A 15,913-nucleotide genomic window follows, 5' to 3' on the forward strand; every position below is an offset into this window, starting at 1 on the left:
GCAACAATGACCCTATCATTCGATGGGGTTTTTTTATGGCTGCTCGCTTAGACACAGAGCTGCTGATTACTGCTGGCGTAAACGGCTTGCAGCATATCGACAGGCTGATTAATAGCATCGACGCCGCTGGCGGTGATACCGAGCAGCTGCGCGAGGCGTCCCAACGTCTGCGTGATGAATGGAATAACTTGTCTGCGGATGAGCAAGCACAGCGCTTGCGTGACCTCGGCAATGCTGCCAACCAAGGCGCGGATGATGTCGATATCTTGGGGCAAAACACCAACGAGACGACATCTGCATTTGACCGCATGAAAAGCACGGTGCTGGCATTGGGTGCGGCACTTGGCATTGCTTTTATCATCGGTAAAATCAAAGGGTTTTTTACCGATGCAATCGAAGGTGCGGCAGATTTTGAGCAGCAGCTCGCTACCGTCCAAGCGGTATCAGGTGCGACCACTGAGCAAATGGGTCGTATCAAGGCAGCATCGGAGGAGCTGGGTAAATCTACCCGCTACAATGCCACCCAAGCCGCCGAGGGTTTTGAAATTCTTGCGCGTGCCGGTCTTGATACAGAAAACTCGCTTAAAACCATTCCGTCAGTACTGGCACTCGCCCAAGGTAATAGCTTGGAGCTTGCTGAGGCAGCTGGGTATGTAACCAAAGCTGTGCAAGGCATGGGACTGAGCTTTGATGACTCTGCGCGTGTCGCGGATGTCATGGCAAAAGCCTCCGCTAGTGCCAATACCGACGTGGCTGGACTGGGTGCGGCGCTGTCTTATGCTGCGCCATCTGCTGCTGCCCTAGGCGTGAGCATTGAGGAGACTGCCGCATATATCGGTAAATTTGCTGATGCTGGTGTTGACGCAAGCCGTGCAGGTACAGCGTTTAACTCTATCTTAAGCCAATTCAGTAATGACGCCTCGTCATTCCGCCGTGAGCTTGGCAACATCAATATCACCACCGATGATTTTAATCTTGCTATCCGTCAGCTTGCCGAGGCAGGACCAGCTGGTCAAAAAGCCATCAATGCGCTAGGTATGGAAGCAGGTCCTGCATTTAAAGCGCTGCTATCGCAAGGCATTGGCTCACTTGATGAGCTGACTGCAAAGCTGAATGATGCTGGTGGTACGGCTCAATCGCAAGCCGATCTCATGAATAATACATGGCAAGGTGCGCTTGCTGGGCTTGGCTCGGCATGGGAGTCGCTCAAAAATACGCTTGGCACCTCGTTTTTAGGGTCGATGACAGATTCGTTTAAAAGCTTGGCTAGTGAGATTAATAGTCTCACTGACTCTGGAAAGATTAAGCAGTTTGGCGATAGCGTCGCAGCAGTATTCACCGAAGCAACGACTTATGTCATCGACTTTATTCGTAATGTCGATATGGCTGACATTCTTGATAAAGTTAGCCGCAGCATGGACACTCTACGCGGTATCAGTGTTGCCGCTAATGGTGCGTTCCAAGCCTTAAGTATTGTGGCTAATGGCTTAAAAGCTGGCTTCCTTGCTATTGGTGTAGCAATGTCGATGGTCGTTACCGTCTTTGCTGAGATTATTAAGCTGGTCGTTGATGGCGGTAGTAGTGTCGCTAAGTTTTTTGGAATATCCACCGAAGCCGCAGATAAGCTATCAGTTGGACTGGGCGGCGCATTAGAAGCTGCTGAGGCTTTTAGGGATTATAGTACTGACGGAATAGCTAAAGCGGGCGTAAGTATTACCAACTCTTTTAATTCAATCGCTGGTAGTGCTGACGACGCAGCAATGATGACAATCAGTGCTGGCGGCAGAATCGCCGATACCTTTGGCGGTATCGTAGACGCGGCGTACCAAGGCAGTCAAGAGACTGGCGCTGCTGTGGATGATATCCGTGCGCACGTCGCTGAGATGATTGACGGCTTTGCCGAACCTGAGGAGTTTGCTGCGCTTATTGCTGCCATCGTTGAAACTGGCAATGAGGCTGTGGTCGGTGCCGAGCTACTTAGTCGCCTCGGTGCTGGTGCTGCTGATGGTACAACTCAAGCCAAGGTCGCAGTTGACCAAGCCACTGCTGCTGTCGAAAAGCTAGGCAATGCTGCGGAAGAGCAAGCAGAGGCCACACGCCAAGCGATTGACGGTACGTTCTCATCCCTCGGCATCGATGTCGCTCAAAATCTAAATGGTATCAATAGTAAGACGCAGCAAACCTTTGACCTCATCGGCAATGGCGCAAAAAACGTCGCTGAAAGCACGTATACCGCCACCGAAAAAGCGCAGTTATTGGCGGCGTTATTTGCTGAAGGGTTGAATGCCGCCAAAACAAAAGAAGAGTTTGAAGCCCTCAACGAAGTCACCAAGCATTACGGCTTGTCATCTGTCATCACTGCCGATCAACAAAAAATATTGCAAGCTGGTATGCAAGGCGGCGCGGATGCCGCCAAGATTGCTGCTGAGGCTAATGCTGCCCAGACTGTCGAATTAACCAAAAACACTGAGGCAAGCGCTCAAAATGCACGGCAAAGCCGAGCGGTCACTGAAGCTAAGAACGAGCAATCTATCGCGGTATGGAATGCTGCGATGGCGACTGACGACGCGACGCAAAGCGAGAGCGCTAGCCTTGCTGTAATGCAGCAAATGACCGCCGAAATCAAAGGCAAGATTGGCGCGTTGGAGGCAATGGGCGCAACCACCGAACAGACTGATGCTGCTTGGGGTCGTTTTATGGATAGCGTCGGTATTTTTGAAGGTCAAAGGTTTTTAGGTATTCAGGATTTCGCAAACAATATGCAGCGCGTTGATGACGCCGTTACCGCGCAAGTGACCAGTTTCGGACAAGCAAAAGAACGCGCAGAGGAAATGACGCGAGCATTGAGTGGTACCTCTGTTACTAGCCGAGATTTAGTAGATGCTCAACATGCTCTGCGTCAAGCTACGGACGCAAACGTGCAAGGGCTTATCCGCATGGATCAAGCGACATTGGACAATCTGCAAGACGCTATCAACAAAACCAAAGACAAAATGACAGACCTCGCTGAAGAAGCCAAAGAGACCGCCCGACAGCTCGAAGGAGAGCTGGCAAAAATCCGTGGCGACGACAGCAAAGCGCTTGAGATTGAGCAATCAAAAGACCTTAAAAAGCTTGAGGACTTGCTACGAGACGCACGCAAACGCGGTAATACTGAAGAAATTAAGTACTACAACGAAGCATTGAGTTTGCAAAAAGAAATCAACAAAGAAGAGCGCAAAGCCGCTGCCCGTGCTGAAGAAGAAAAACGGGCGCGTGAAGCCGAGAAGCAAAGTAGCTCAACATCCACCCCGCAATCATCTGCCCGTCAATCTAATAGCAGCACACCAAGCAGTGCGGGCGGTAATACCAACGCCGTCGAAATCGTAGATGCTTTGGACGCACGCATCAAGCGCGAACGTGATGAGGCTGCAAAATTGGCAGTTGAGCAACTAATGAAACAACTAAAAGACGAGGCTAAGAGACGATCATGACTTGGACACTATCCCGCAATGACAATCAGGCGACCCTCGCTCTACACAGCCAGTACTGGTGGTCGGACGAATACGGATGGTCGTCACTCAAGCAGTCAGATCCCGTCTACACGCTGAGCGGTGCGATGGATATCCAACAAGGCACGATGCTTGCCGGTCGTCCCATCACCCTTGATTGCAGCAAAGCCCGTATCAAGCGCATGGATGTCGAAATGCTACAAGACTGGTCTATGGTGCCAGAGCTGACGATGACACTCACGCACCCTGACGGTCGCAGCTTTACCGTGATTTTTACACGCCCGGCGATTAGCGATATCGATGCGATTAAAAACTACCGCGCTGGCGACGAAGAAGGTAACGATGCTTTCAAAGCCAATATTAATTTATTGATCGTTTAAAACACGATTAATGCCCTATTAAAAGCAGCTCAAAGGATTATTAAATGGCAACTCCAGAAACCAAGATTAACCGATCTGACTTACAGTTTTTTCCATCCGAACGCCTCACAGACAATGATGATGGTGGCGGCATGCCATTAGGCACGCCCATATCTGGCGAAGCTAACGAGCTGTTTAATCCTATCTCATCTATCGCCCGAGTCAATGGCGGATTTTACGCGCGTCTCATGTATGCTGGCGTTCAGCGCGCGGATGATGAGCCGCTAATCGGATCATTTGCTGCAATTACCAAGCCGCCGACTGATCCGACAGTTAGCTATTTAATGTTTCCGGCGACCAAGTTTGGCGAATTGCGTCATGAAATCCTTGACCGCATCGAAGCGTACAACGTGGGCACGATTGAGTCACGCATGACGCTACTGTCAACACAGAGTCAAAACAGTCGGATTGTGCAAGCGTATCAAACGCCAGGCGAGCCATTGCCATTGATCGGTGATGTGTATTGCCTCACGCAGGATAAAGCAGGTTATTCCAAAGTTGAGCAGTATGTGCAGGTAACCAATCTCGACAGCGAGGATCGCGAATTTACTGATCCTAATGGTAAAAAGTTTACCAAGACGGTGCTTAAAATCTCAACGTCTGGCCGCTTGCAACATGATTTTATCGGCGCTGTATATCCTAAGGAGGGTTATATCGATAACCCCTGCAAGATACGTGAGACGGGTGTGGCAGATGCTGCCCAATACTACGGTGTTAAGCCGCTGGCAGCTCCCATTGTAAAAGATGAGCCATTTTTAAAAATAGCATCGCTCATGGATAAAGTTGTGCCGACGAACCAAATTGAGCAACGTCTGCGTGATTTGACCGCAGCCGGTCAGCGGCAGACGTTATTTGATAGCGCACGCGCGGGCAATGACGGCATCGTATCGCTTGGTATTAATAAGACTCACAATGCAGGGGCGATTAGCAATATCTATCTGGGTAATGCAGCGACGCCTGACAGCATTAAGCTTGATACGGCCGCAGGTGTGGCAACAGATAAAGGCGGCGTCATCAGCATTGGCGGTAAAACTATCGGCTCAGTAGACTATGGGCGCGGTACGCTATTACTCAGTGAGCCAACCTTTAGCAGTCGCCTTAACAATGTGTCATTTAGACCGTCTTTGTCTGAGCAGCGCGTTGCCGATACGGACAGTATCCCGATTGCAATCAATAACCGTGGCTACACTTACGGCATCAATATCGATCCGCCCCCCGCGCCGAGCAGTTTGCAAGTATCGTATATGGCGCAGGGCAACTGGTATGACCTGCGCGATGATGGTACGGGTAATCTACGTGGCTCAAGTGAGGCGCACGGCGGCGGTACGGTTAGCTATATCACGGGCAGCGCCGATATCGACTGTGGTGAGATGCCGGATGTTGGCTCAGCAATCATCTTTAGCTGGAGTACCCGCGCGCGCTACTTTAATCGCGCAGGCGGCGTGGCTAATGCAAAGATGCTATTACAGCTCGCAAACGATATTGATCCCTCATCACTGACGCTTACATGGAATGACGGCGTGGCAAAGACAGCCACATCAGATGCAGCAGGTAACATCACAGGTGACTGGACCGGTAAGCTGGACGTGCAGACCAATCAAATTCGCATTGATGCTGGTGCTAACTTTAATCATCCGGCGGGTGTATTAGATGTATCAGCAAGCTATAGCAAAGGCGATAAAAAAACCAAGGATTTTACCGCGCCATTGCGTGACGCGCAGGGAAAAATCAATCTTGATATGGGCGATACGCCGATCAAGCCAAACACCTTTAGACTGCGTTATAACTTGCTTATTGAAGACTATGACAGCTCTGTAAAAACTTTGGTTGACCCTTATAAGGTCATGCGTGATGACGGTGTTGGTAACCTCATCGATGAGACTGGAATTAATATGGGTACGATTGATTATGTCACGCGCAAAGTGCAGTTTAGCCCTGAGACAACGGTGCAAATACCTAAGACAGTATATAAGACAGTTAACATGGGTGATAATCAGGTCCGACAGCTATTTAGCCATTTTGAGTATGTCCCAGCAGGCGCATTTATGCCGTACGATGAGTCCAGCAAAGTTGAGACATGGTTTTATGATACCTCACCCACCAGCACGGTCACTGAGGCACTGACATCAGGTGATATTGAGATTGATCTATTGCCACAGTTTGCTGAGACAGTCGCGCCGTCAAGCTTGGCAGTCACATGGGGCGGTAGTCGCTATTTTGACCGTGCTGGCACTGTCTATACCAATATTGACCCCAATACAGGCAGCGCAGACGTGGCAGGGACGATTGACTACAGTACAGGGCGCTTACTACTCACCCGCTGGGACTGGACGTCTGGTGCCGCGCCTAACATTATCTCGCTAGCGAGTAGTATTGATGGTAATCCCGTGGACGCAGTGACATTTCGCACACCTAGCGCCCCGCTACAGCCGGGTAGCTTAAACGTCCGCGCTACTGGCGTCGATGGCTCTAAGATTAATATCACCGCTGACTTTGGTGGTGCTATGAAGTCAGCGCGTGTCGATGGGACAGTCGATGCCGAGTTTGGTGTGGCTCGCCTAAGGTTTGGCAAAATGGTCGCAGCAGCAGGCAATGAATCTGAGCCTTGGTATGACGCCGATGCAGTAGTCGACGGCATGATCTGGCAGTCGCTACACGTCTTTGCTGAAACTGTGACTTACAACGCCACGTCTTATACTTATTTACCAATTGATTCTAGTGTCGTCAAAATTGACACGGTGCGGCTACCACAAGATGGGCGCATACCCATCTTTAGACGCGGCGACACCATCATCATCGGCAACCGCCAGACCACTGACATTGGTAGCGCACACACAGGCGGTCAAACGGTCACGCTACCTCGCGATGATGTGACTCGCATTGCTGTCAGTGATGCTGCTGACACCCCTGTTAACGCTGAGCTGTGGGACTATGATCTAGCAGCAGGCACTATCACATGGCGCACACCGCTTGATTTGAGCATGTACAAGATGCCGCTTAAAGTCATGCACGCACAAGAGGAGCGCAACCGCATCATTCAGCCGGATATTGATGGCACGCTGACACTGCTCTTTGCCATGCGTCGCAGCTATCCGATAGCTGACACCTACGTGTCGAGCGTGTTGATCGGCGGTGATTTGCAAGTGCGCGTGTCGATACCGTTTACCCAAAAGTCATGGGATAACGTCTGGCGTGACGAACCCAAGGGCGATCAGCTACTCAACAAGCTTAATCTTAAAGATCATCCGATGATTTTAACTGATGACGGCGCTATCAAAGAGCGCTGGATGATTAAGATGACGGGTACGGCTCAGTTTGAGCTATATGGCGAGACGCTTGGCTTTGTCATGCGCGGCGACACGCTGACTGACCTTGCGCCGATCAATCCTGCCAATAACGTGCCTTACTTTACCCTACCCAAGCAGGCATTTGGTGCGGACGCGCCTTGGGCTAATCAAGATATTATCCGCTTCAACACATGGGGCACGCTACTACCCGTTTGGGTGCTGTGCGCTGTGCAACCTAACCCCAACCCACCGACGGGCACAGACGGCTATACGCAGTGTCTGTACGGTGATACCACCGAATTATTAGTTTAGGAGAGAGAGATGAGTGTCTTAACACCAGAGCAGCACACTGTTAAATATTACTCAAGCAGAGACGCTGACGCGCCGCAAATTTCTAACGTTGATGGCGCAATAAAAACGATAATAAAGGCGTGTTTAGTTACAGGGTATGGGACAAAAGAGGGTGCAGGCTGGCTCAACTTATATGAGGATGATGTGCGTATCGTATTGCGTAGACCCTTGCGGACTGGCAATCCTCCAGATATAAAAGTGTCAAATTTTTATGGTGCTCACAAAATAATAAGTCAGGACAACCCCTTTGCTGTCGATGATGCCGCTGCTCTAGCATCTGTAAGTATGATAACTAGAGACTCTAAATTTAAACCCGAATGGCATTTAGTTGTCAGTGATTTCGGTTTTATTTTATGCTACCAGATGGGCTATAGCTCATCTACTTATATTAAAAACAATATAATGTATGTAGGTAGTATGTCGCCATTCGGCAATACCGAACCGCCAATATTTGCTCTAAAAAATTCGGCTGCCACAACGGATGGGACAGCATCATATGGCGTCAATGAATTGCTCGGCACTGGCGTGAGTTTTGTTAATATGCGGACAGGCGTAGAGACGACAAATAAGGGTTATTTGTCGATAAGTCTTTCACTTGACAGCAGCTTTGTACAGCGATTACTCATTGGCGATTTTTTTACGCCTTTTTATATTAGCTTAGCATCATATAACAGTAACGAATTGACAGAGCAAATTATGATAAATGGTCGACCCATGCTGCGTTGGTTTAATAAGATGGATCGCAATCAATATCCGCGTGCATTATTTATACCACTGGATTACTGGGAGTTGTAATGATAGTTGATACTGTAATAATCGGTGCAATTAAATCTGGATATATCGCGGGGTCAGCTGATGGTATTGTCACTGTAGCAGGGCAGCCCGCTAAGCGTGATATTTATCTGCTAAACGCTAATGATTTGAGTGTAGCGCATACAACGGAGTCGTTGCGAAACGGTCATTATATGTTCTTAGGACTAGACCCTAATAAAGAATACTTAGTGATGGCACGCGACTACAAAAAAGAGTTTGAGCCTTTTGTATGGGATTACGTCAAACCCGCTGACGATTTAACAATCTCCGAGCAACAGGCGCTGTGGGCGTCATGGCAGACAATTTAAACTAAACTGGGGTAATTATGTCTAACTCGTTACCTCTTTTGCTTGAGCGTGCTATCAGCGGCAGTCGTCGTGCTAGTGCGCTTGAGCTACCGCTAGATCGCAAACTGGGTGAGTTGTCACGCTACACGTATGTCTATGCTGATGCTTTACCGCTACGCATGGAGCGCAGGATTAGCGAGCAGCCAGCGCCTAGCGCTTTAACATTGGCAATGAGTCAGCCGCTTGGCACGCTAGCGCCTGTCATGTATGTGACGTCTAATGCGCTGCCGTTGTCGTTGTCCGTACTGATTGCAGATCAGCCAGCGCCTAACGTCTTGCCGCTGGGTATGTCGCGCAAGCTGGGCACGATATTTGGTGTGCCAGTTGTACCAATTGACCCACCTGTTGACCCGACAGATCCTACTGACCCGACCGATCCAGAACCACCGCTTGAGTACGCACCACCGATGACAGCGTTGGCATCTTACATGAGCGCTATCATCACAGGTGTGAGCAATATAAACCAGTGCCGCAACTGGCATCATAACGGGCGCGATATCGCTAATGACCGCAATGTTTTGCGTACAGATGTGGTCAACATTGCACAGCGCTACTCTATGCAGATGGGCGGACTGATACCGATTGCTAACGATACATTTACGTTGACGTCACAAGTGTTTGAGCTTGCACGCGACGTACGTATTAGCTATATCGCATTTATACCGATCTACAATGAGCGTCAATTTAAACACAGCTCAACGATTGGCTACACGCGCTGTGTTAAGACTCGGAGCGCAAAGGTGGCGCATCATCGCAACTGCAAGACGCTACCGCTACAACCTGCGGTCAACTTTGCAACAAGCGTAGGTCATAAGCTGCACGGCGTCGGTATTGATAGATGCCAAAGCACAAAAGTACAGCATGCTGTTCTGGTGCCTGATCGTTATTATCCAATACCAATTCCGCCACCTATTAAGCCACTAAACGTCTGCCGCATCAGACCGCCTAGTAGTCAGCTGTCATTGCGTATGAGTCGTCAGCGACGTGGATTACTATCGAGCAATTTGCCGTTGTCACTGACCTGTTGGCATGATGATCCGCCACCGTCCATACCAAATTTAAGGAGTTATATCGTGCATAACATCATCACTGCAAATATTGGCGGTATAGCTGTTGATCCGTTGTCACTTGGCATTAAAACCGACATGGATAGCTATTATTGGCAAGGCAATATCGACATCACAGCCAAAGACTACGACAAGATCAAGTCAAAACTTGACGTACCACGTGGCTCAGAGCCGATAATTAACGTGACAGTAAACGGGTTTATACTCAGTTTTATCGCAGAGAATCAACAACGTAGTCGACAGTTCGCACAACAGACGTATAGTTTGAGTGGACGCTCAATTACAGCGCGTCTGGGGGCGGACTATGCACTGTCACAAGGCGGATTAATTGACCAGCCAAGTTACGTCAGTCAAATCGCAGCGCAGCAGCTCAATGGACTGTCTATCAGCATCTTAGACTGGGATATTAACGATTGGTTAGTGCCAGCAGACGCGTACAGCGTCGCAGGTAAGACGCCCATCGCTGTATTGGCTGATATTGCTAAAGCAGCTGGTGGATTCCTTACAAGCCATCCTAGCGAGCCTAAAGTATCGTTAAAACCTCGCTGGAAAGTACCAGCATGGGACATGGCGACGGCTACACCTGATGTGATTGTGCCTGCCGACGTTATCAGACAGATAAATGACCAAAAGCGTGTCAATCCCCGCTACAACACCGTCCGCATTAATAGCGCCAGCGATGGCGCGGAGGTTTATAGACAAACGCAAGGACGTGACACTGAAGCATCAACACAAGATCATCCGCTATATACAGATAGAGACGCAATGTTACCCGCAGGCATTGCAATACTCTCTGACAGTGGCACACACGGCGACTATACGTTAAAGCTACGCTGGGCAGACAAGTACAATCTACCGCTGGCGCAATTAGGTGAGATATGGCAATTTAATGATCCAGAGGGCGCATGGCGTGGGGTGATTACTGGTGTTAGCGTTGATGTAGATAAGGACAACGAAGCGCCCACGGTATGGCAGTCAATCAGTGTTGATCGCTATTTGGATAACTAAGGAGTAGATAAAATGTTAATTGAAAATTTAATGCCGCAAATCAGAGCAGGTAAGACATTTAGGCTAGCAACATTACATAAAGATATTTTTATACGTTACGTTGAGGACGATATAGCTGCTGATAGGTACGAATATGGTGCTATTGAGCCTTACACTGGTTTTATCGCAACACAAAATGGCACAGAGTATCTTTGGGATATGCCTGGCGATTTAATGTTTAGTGATGGTTGGGAGTTATGCGATGAACCTACTCAGTCAGTTTGACCAATTGTTCAGCCGTACTGAGCGAGGTGTTGCGCGGGTTACGGGACAGCGTGGCGGTGGCAAGTTAGTGGCTCAGACGGAATCAGGAGCGACTATACTGCTTGATGGAGAGATGGAAACAGGCAAGAAGGTCTATTATGACCGTGTCAGTAGTAAAGTACTGGGCGAAGCACCAGACGTCGTCTATGCTGAATACCCCGTTTAATGAGCACTTAAAGCCTGTTAAACTATCGGCATTTAATTGTACATATCAATGCACAATTAAATGCTTTTTACATTTTACGTCATGCACAATTAAATGCGTATTTATGCACAATTAATCGCCGTTTTACAATAACGTTTGGTAATATTGGAGAATAAAGCTATTGACCGCGCATCAAAAACCCCCACAGGCTATGGGGTCATATGATAACTTATGATAATAATTGATGGTGCGCCCACCACGCAACGACTAAATTAGCGTAATCCTTTGTTTTTAGGGGATAAGGTTGTTAAGTATTTATTTTTAACAACAAATTTAACAACTTTCCAAAGTCTATTGATTTGCCATCCGATTGATATTGGCTTTTATATCACGAATGACCTGATTTGATAATTCTTTCTCGATGTTGTGGTCTCTAATAACAGTCAAGAAATCTCCAGCAACTGATGCTACCTGATCAAGAATAGCTTGTGCCTTGTTTTGCTTAATATCAGCTTGCTTCGCCAATTTTAGTAAGTGAGATCGGGTAGGGTGTTGAGCTTCACCAGTCACATCCATTTGGTGATAACCATTCATACCTGAGTTATAAGCGAGATCATAGACGGGCGATAACGACCATCTGCCAGCCTTATCCATCATAAAAGAGAAGTTTTTGCTATGATCGTCTTTATTATTAAAGATGACATTAAATACAGCATGTCTAAAACCCTCTTCTACAGCAACTTGTGATTGGGTCAACATACGCACGCAGCGTAAATACTGCAGATAATCTAGCGATGGGATGCGAAAGTCAATGTCTAATAAACCTGCTAGCGTATGAGTATGAACGCGTTGATTGCCCATGCGATCAAAACGTTCAACCCCAAAAGCAGCATGTTGTTCACCGATATCAAAATAATGATGCGCAGGCATGTTTAGGCCTGCTTGCTTAGCCATATCAGCATAAAGTGACTCTAATAGACAAACGCTTTTATGCTCAGATTGGGCAGGGAACTTAATAAGCCACGGCGTTGCGGATGGCTGTTCGCTTGTTAAGTCCGTAGCAATAAACTCGGTTGCTTCATCATATAGGACAAGTGCTTTTGGCCTTGCGCCTTGTGGTGAGCCACCGATGACGATAAGCTCAGTTAATATATCACTATCTTGACCTGATAAAATCGATTGATTGGCAGCCGCCAGTTTGGCTAAAGTCAGCTCACCTGTATCAATAGTGTCGGATAAGTCATGCTCAGGCTCAAAGCTAAGCGCGCCCATTGCAGAATCACCAATATAAGCCAAACGATCCAAAACACTCGCTTGTTGTGCAGAGCTGTCCATAAATTTGCGAAAAAACCTATCCATTAGTAGCATTCCCCAACCATCGGGTAAGCTGTCTGATAATAATCCGCATAAGTAATGGCTCGACGCATGAGTACCATAATACGGTGCTGATCGTAATGGCATCTCAATGGGTGACAGCTCCAGTCCATCAGCCAGCCACGCTGCATCATAGCCAAAGGTAGGGCGTCGTCCATTCATCGTTAATTTACCGATAAGACGTTTGTCCCCAAATCCTTGGTAGTAAATATTGACAATTGATATCGGTTGATACACTGAATTGGTTACCTTATGTCAGCTTTTATTTGAGGCACGCAAGCGCGAATTTTTCTTAGCGATAACATCTTCTATGTTGGTAGGTACCATATCAAACAATTCTGCAAAGTGATGGACCATACCAAGCCCCATAGCGAGCCTGATTATATTATCTAATGTACCGCCTTGACCTGATTCAATGCGAGCTACAGTGCTGACGCCAATACCTGCTTTCTCTGCTAAGGCGGCTTGTGTTAAGTTTAATGCCAATCGCTGCGTTTTTAAGCGTTCACCTAAAATCTCGGAAATCTCACTTGGCGTGTAAAAATCAAACCTTACATTCATAATTTAATCAATCATATAAGAGTGTTAAACCATTATTTTAGCACTTAGTCTTTCAAATATGAACGCTTATTTTTCTGAAATAAATAATTAGCAAAAAATATTTGTAATCAAACCCCGATATTAAGAAAGTCACCTAAATAATTTTAAAGATAATAAATTTTTGGTAGGCTATAACATCAGAGGCTAGTGATGACTTTGCACTCAAAATTTTATCTCTTTATGCTGTTGAAAATATTCTATTGTTGATAGTATTGTACGCCAAAAATCTAAGATTGCAGAACCTGATAAAAGCATAACTATCAAAAAAATACTTGATTTCTGCAAGAGCGGTCATAGTGTTAGGGCAACATGGTTTCTTCAGCATAGCCTAATATTGTAGCTACGCGTATCACAATAGGTTAAACAGTTCATTTTTAGTAAAACTAATAATGGACTGTTTTTTCAAAATAAATCTTGTCCAATTAAGCGATTCTATAGTATCAATTCTTATAAACCAATTTGAATAGTCTGCTGAGGTACTAGAGGGTTTAGAATCCCCCTATACTGCCGGATAACTTCATTGTATAAATCTTTTGATTTAGCACATGATATTGTTATAACACAAACAAACTCTATAGGAAGCTTAGTTATTTCATCTTGCCCACTATTTCTATGATGGCTCCTCAAGTCAAACACTGGGTTTGATAAGCTGGTTTTAAGTAAACTTAGATTATCTTTCCTAACGCATTCCCATTTTGCTCCTTGAGCTTTCATTAAGGTTTCGCTTTTACTAGAAAATTTAGCTTGAGGAAAGAAAGGTTTTGATACTGGGTGTTGACCACCATCATTATATTTCTGATCATTTGGACGAAATACTATTTCAAAGCCACCCTTAGTATAAGAAGCTGCATAATCTGGGTCCACATCTGTTCGAGAGACAACGGTAGCTTTAATATTAACTTTCCCATCAAAATTTATATTCTGTAGAGGTAAGGTTAGTCTGGTGTAAGAGCCAATTGCTAGCTCACCTTTATAAATAGCCGTTACCTCATTGTCATTACATGTTATTGCATAGTTCATGTCACTATGACATTTTCCCCAACCAACCTCATTAAATGCAAAGCTTTTCTTATCAGCGTGATGTATGAGTAGGGCTCTTATAGTCATATTTGTAACATTAGAGCCAAAACTTCCTTTGATAAAAGCTGCGTGTCTCATAACTAAAGGAGCAGCGAAGCTTGTACCTTGTTGCTTATTAAGTACCAATTTACCTTGGTGAGTATCTAAAACATGAAATAGATTTTCAGAGCTTCCACCAAAAGCTATTATATCGGGCTTAACTAACCCTGGATTTCTACCTGGACCCATTGCACTATAAGATGCTCTACGCCAGTTTGACTGATCACAGTCAGCAGCTCCGACACTTAGAATATTCACTCCGTCAGAAGGAATTTGTATTCGATGTAAATTACCTATTTCAGATTCATTGCCATTATTACCTGCAGCCACTGTTATTAAGACATCATTCTTGGCAACATAATTATCAATCTCTGCAGTCCAATACGTTACTTCATCATCCTCTACTGAACGATCAGGACCTAAACTGATATTGACTAGATCTGGATTTTCTAACTCCATATAAGCAATGATATTATCAACTACATCATATAGATATAAATCTTCTATAGAATTCATTTGACTATAATCAGTATGCCTTTGTCCTAAAACTCTAACATGGGTCACATTTGATAGGGGCTGTAAGTTATTTGCGTCGGTTATGTGACCGAACAAATAAGCACTTGTCACTGCTAAGCCATGTTGTACGTATTCTTCAACTGGATCACCACTATCCATCATTTCAACATAATTAATATAATCTGGTAGTGTTACATCAAGAGGTAATCCACCATCGAAAATTACTACTTTAAGATTGTTTAAAAGTACACCTTTAGGGAAATCTACTAAAGATTGAATACTGTTTCTTAAAGGACTGGGCCGAAAAGGCCTTAATTCAGGCATCCTTCTGAACGCTCTTAAAAAACCAAACTGACCAATTTTCTCCAAATTTTCTGGATGTGTAATAATTGGTACAAACCTTAAGCTACCCACAGATCTAGTTTTGCTATCCTTGTAATCAATATTGTTATCCACTTCATTCAAGAATTCAAAAAAATTTGGTAATAATGATTCTGAGAAATTATTATGAAGTACGCACTCTACTACTACTTTTTCTTTATGATCTAGTTCGTGTATGTCGCCTTGAAATTTATCCATACTTGAAAGAAAGTTAAAACTTTCTAGGTAACATATAGTGTTGTTTATTTCATCTTCGACAAGATCAGTAATGTTGTGGAGCAAATTACTTAGATTTGGTATAGAAGTTTTAATGTAATACATATCTGTTAGAGAGGGTTCTTCAGGTGGTTTTTCCTTAGTACCCCAATTTTCTGGTTTAATGTATCTAGACTTACTACCAACTGTAGTTAAACTTTGTTGTTCAAGAAACTTGGATGGATGATCAGTCCTTGATACGTAACGAGGATGTAGTGTTACCGCAATAACAGTTTCATTATTGGGCTTTGTGCTTTCCGGCATCTCCAAAACTTTCTGAATGATTCCTTCTATTTGAAATGTTAACCTATCTTTAGCCTCCTCAAACGTATAAGGGAGTTCTTTAGGATTACCCCTCTCCACCAACGACTCAGTTGAAATTAATCTTTCCCCATTTCCTATTAGAAAATTATTTCCACGAGGCATTAGTTATTTCC

General features: G+C 45.7%; 11 protein-coding genes. 8 read left to right on the plus strand and 3 right to left on the minus strand.

Translation table 11 applies throughout. The features are described 5' to 3' along the window. The first annotated feature begins 35 nt into the window (after window positions 1-35). The 8 genes from JFC10_RS07900 to JFC10_RS07935 are packed head-to-tail and all read left to right on the plus strand — an operon-like array spanning window position 36 to window position 11,252. Window positions 36-3,473: a phage tail tape measure protein gene (locus JFC10_RS07900; protein WP_198332382.1), complete on the plus strand. Its 3,438-nt coding sequence runs from the start codon at window positions 36-38 to the stop codon at window positions 3,471-3,473. After that, on the plus strand, window positions 3,470-3,871 hold the full coding sequence (locus JFC10_RS07905) for a hypothetical protein (RefSeq protein ID WP_198332383.1): 402 nt from the start codon (window positions 3,470-3,472) through the stop codon (window positions 3,869-3,871). Before JFC10_RS07900 ends, JFC10_RS07905 begins: the two co-directional genes overlap by 4 nt. A 44-nt stretch (window positions 3,872-3,915) precedes the next feature. Then, entirely contained in the window at window positions 3,916-7,509 is a 3,594-nt protein-coding gene (locus JFC10_RS07910; RefSeq protein WP_198332384.1) for a hypothetical protein, read from the plus strand. Window positions 7,510-7,518: 9 nt separating this feature from the next. Continuing rightward, on the plus strand, window positions 7,519-8,343 hold the full coding sequence (locus tag JFC10_RS07915; RefSeq protein ID WP_198332385.1) for a hypothetical protein: 825 nt from the start codon (window positions 7,519-7,521) through the stop codon (window positions 8,341-8,343). Next, window positions 8,343-8,669, plus strand: a complete 327-nt coding sequence (locus JFC10_RS07920; RefSeq protein WP_198332386.1) for a hypothetical protein — start codon at window positions 8,343-8,345, stop codon at window positions 8,667-8,669. The genes JFC10_RS07915 and JFC10_RS07920 overlap by 1 nt, the downstream gene beginning before the upstream one ends. Window positions 8,670-8,686: 17 nt before the next feature. Beyond that, window positions 8,687-10,783 carry a hypothetical protein gene (locus JFC10_RS07925; protein WP_198332387.1) on the plus strand — a complete coding sequence of 699 codons (2,097 nt, stop codon included), beginning with the start codon at window positions 8,687-8,689 and terminating at the stop codon, window positions 10,781-10,783. Between the two features lie 12 nt (window positions 10,784-10,795). Beyond that, window positions 10,796-11,047, plus strand: a complete 252-nt coding sequence (locus JFC10_RS07930) for a hypothetical protein (protein ID WP_198332388.1) — start codon at window positions 10,796-10,798, stop codon at window positions 11,045-11,047. Beyond that, window positions 11,025-11,252 carry a hypothetical protein gene (locus tag JFC10_RS07935; protein ID WP_198332389.1) on the plus strand — a complete coding sequence of 76 codons (228 nt, stop codon included), beginning with the start codon at window positions 11,025-11,027 and terminating at the stop codon, window positions 11,250-11,252. The genes JFC10_RS07930 and JFC10_RS07935 overlap by 23 nt, the downstream gene beginning before the upstream one ends. A 330-nt stretch (window positions 11,253-11,582) precedes the next feature. Here the strand turns inward: JFC10_RS07935 and JFC10_RS07940 are convergent, their stop codons facing one another. The 3 genes from JFC10_RS07940 to JFC10_RS07950 all read right to left on the minus strand — a co-directional run bounded on the left by JFC10_RS07940 (window position 11,583) and on the right by JFC10_RS07950 (window position 15,902). Further along, complete coding sequence (locus JFC10_RS07940) at window positions 11,583-12,842, minus strand: type II toxin-antitoxin system HipA family toxin (RefSeq protein WP_198332390.1); 1,260 nt, start codon at window positions 12,840-12,842, stop codon at window positions 11,583-11,585. An 18-nt stretch (window positions 12,843-12,860) separates the two neighbouring features. After that, window positions 12,861-13,166 carry a helix-turn-helix domain-containing protein gene (locus JFC10_RS07945; protein WP_198332391.1) on the minus strand — a complete coding sequence of 102 codons (306 nt, stop codon included), beginning with the start codon at window positions 13,164-13,166 and terminating at the stop codon, window positions 12,861-12,863. Between the two features lie 486 nt (window positions 13,167-13,652). After that, window positions 13,653-15,902 carry a S8 family peptidase gene (locus tag JFC10_RS07950; RefSeq protein WP_198332392.1) on the minus strand — a complete coding sequence of 750 codons (2,250 nt, stop codon included), beginning with the start codon at window positions 15,900-15,902 and terminating at the stop codon, window positions 13,653-13,655. Window positions 15,903-15,913 lie beyond the last annotated feature (11 nt).

It is taken from the genome of Psychrobacter aquimaris, assembly GCF_016107525.1.
Classification (GTDB): domain Bacteria; phylum Pseudomonadota; class Gammaproteobacteria; order Pseudomonadales; family Moraxellaceae; genus Psychrobacter; species Psychrobacter aquimaris.